Source organism: Brevibacillus sp. SKDU10, assembly GCF_001645205.1.
Lineage (GTDB): Bacteria > Bacillota > Bacilli > Brevibacillales > Brevibacillaceae > Brevibacillus_B > Brevibacillus_B halotolerans.
The window spans coordinates 1-2,272 of sequence record NZ_LSSO01000060.1; the positions used below are offsets into that span (position 1 = coordinate 1).

At 40.8% G+C, this 2,272-nt stretch carries 2 protein-coding genes and 1 pseudogene; 2 read left to right on the forward strand and 1 reads right to left on the reverse strand.

The window, feature by feature from the left end:
• Positions 1–123 precede the first annotated feature (123 nt).
• Complete coding sequence (locus AYJ08_RS04410) at positions 124–456, forward strand: DUF1904 family protein (protein WP_064016742.1); 333 nt, start codon at positions 124–126, stop codon at positions 454–456.
• 70 nt (positions 457–526) lie between these two features.
• Here AYJ08_RS04410 and AYJ08_RS04415 read toward each other — a convergent pair whose 3' ends face one another.
• A complete protein-coding gene (locus AYJ08_RS04415; protein WP_064016743.1) occupies positions 527–1,009 on the reverse strand; it encodes a small multi-drug export protein in 483 nt (160 codons plus the stop codon).
• A gap of 674 nt (positions 1,010–1,683) precedes the next feature.
• Here AYJ08_RS04415 and AYJ08_RS04420 point away from each other — a divergent pair.
• A pseudogene (locus tag AYJ08_RS04420) lies at positions 1,684–2,272 on the forward strand (S-layer homology domain-containing protein); the annotation flags it as partial.

Consider the following 2,272-nt stretch of genomic DNA (forward strand, 5'->3'; position numbering starts at 1 on the left):
GGGGAACAATTTGTCTTGACACATACTTTCCCTGTATAAAAGCTGTAGGCGGAAAAAAACGATAACGCCGTATTCCTTGCTTTTATAGCAGACGGGAAGTAACAACAAAAAGGGGGAATAAACATGCCTCAATTACTATTGCGCGGGATTTCCACCGAACAGGCATGCAACATGAGCGAGGCTTTGCTTTGCGAGTTAGCAGAAATTTGTGATTGTGGAACAGATAATTTTATCCTGGAGTGCCTACCAACGATCTCTATCTTTGAAGGAAAGCAAGTAGAGACCTATCCCTTTATCCACGTGTATTGGTTTGAGCGGGGCACAGAGGTAAGGGATCGTTTTGCTGAATGTGTGTCCAGACACGTTTTGGCGCAGGGTATACCGGAAGTGGAGATAGCTTTTAGTGTATTTGAGACGAATAGCTATTATGTAAATGGAAAAAGATGCTTTGATTAAGCTATAAGTCAAAAGCCTGCGGAATATGATATCCGACAGGCTTTTGTTTTGTCGAGCATTTGTTAACGAACTATTTCTGCAGCATTCGCATCAAAAATCCATTCTGCTCACCTATATTCATAAGATCAGCCCCGAAGTACCCAATGACCATGGCAAGCCCCGTCCATGCAACAAGACTAATACCAATCCACAACAACATTTTTTGTCGGGTTGCCCCAAAAGACATTCCCATGATCGCAGTAAGATGACTTCCGACTAGAGCAGGGCCTAAAATGCTTAGCCCAGGCAATCCATACTTTTTAAAGAGCTGCCTTGCGCGCTGCTGACGTTTGCTTGGTTCCTTGTCACCGCGTTTTTTCTGCAACCAAATTTGTACTTTTTCCATTAGCAAAATAAGTAGAAAAACAGTAATGGCATTACCCACTAGCGCTACCAAGGAAACTAAAATCGGGTTCAGCCCAGCGAAAATTCCAATCGGAATCATTGCTATAACTTCAAACATGGGAGTAGCGGCAAACAGGAAAATAATCAAATAAGGCCAAAGTAGATTCATAGTAGAGAGTTCCTCCTGAGTTTGTTCATCATCTGATGTTTCGTGCTTTGTCTGATCTTAACATAAATACCGACAAGGCTTCATTTTTGCTTTGGCTAGCATTTTTAAGAAGAAGTGCTAGAATGCACTAAGCTAAGCTAAGCGAGGAAGAGTACTAGATCTAGGACAACCTCGCAAGCAGATAGTACAGGGCTGTGCTAATACGACCTACATAAAACACGACAACAGCCAAATTCTACCGAGACCGTCTCAGACGAGCACGATTACCCTGCACCCTATTTTAAAACATTCAGAAAATCACTTCTGTTTGAAATCTTATGTTTAAAGTAAATAATCTATTGCATGATGTCAACGATCAGTTGCAGATTGGTTATGCTTTCTTGTCATAAGAAGTCAGGGTATCCACTTAAAAGGACAACGGGATTTGATACGCATCAGACGTACTACATGTTACGATGAATGCTTTCATGCTGGTGCGGTATGAATATAGGCAGCAAAGGATTGCTTTCTATGTTTGGATGCCATTATTGGAATAAATATGGAAGATAAAAGTTTTTCTCTGCAGAAAAATAAAGCTAAAAACCTTAATATTTACAACGTTCTTACCGATATAAAGAAATGGGTATGTTTTTCTTTGAGGAGAAACACACAGTAAAATTAGAGGAGGGGAACGAATGACCAGAAGGATATTGCATGCACTGTTGGCGTTAGTCATGATGCTGACCGTGATCCCGTTTTATCCGATGGGCGTAGGTGCAGCTAGTAGCGGGAATAACTTTATATTTGAAAATCTCCCTGAGATTGTTAATTACAAATATCTATCTCTTGAGGGATCTTTAAATCAGGTTTCTCCCATAGGCATTAGTTACACGGTAACACCGAAAAACGGAAAAGAAGGCCCACAGAAGACAACGGGAGTTATCGTTTCAGATGACGGAAGACGGATTCGTGTTGCAAACATTGAATTGTTCCCAGGTGAAAATACAATTACGTTTCGCGGGAAGAATGGTGCTTCCGAGATAACTTCTTCGATTAAAGTGACCTATATTGATACGCCACTTTTGTATAACCTACAGTTCAAATCAGGTGCACAAAAGCTACCTTTGAACGAACAAAGCGCAACAGTTGTAACACAGCGTTTTACAAGTAGCAATGGTATTTTTACAATTGAGGGGAACGCTCCTAACGTTACAAAGGTAATCGTGGAAAGCGACGGAGAGTCACGTTCAGCATTTGTAAATGAATCAGCAGATAACTACTTTA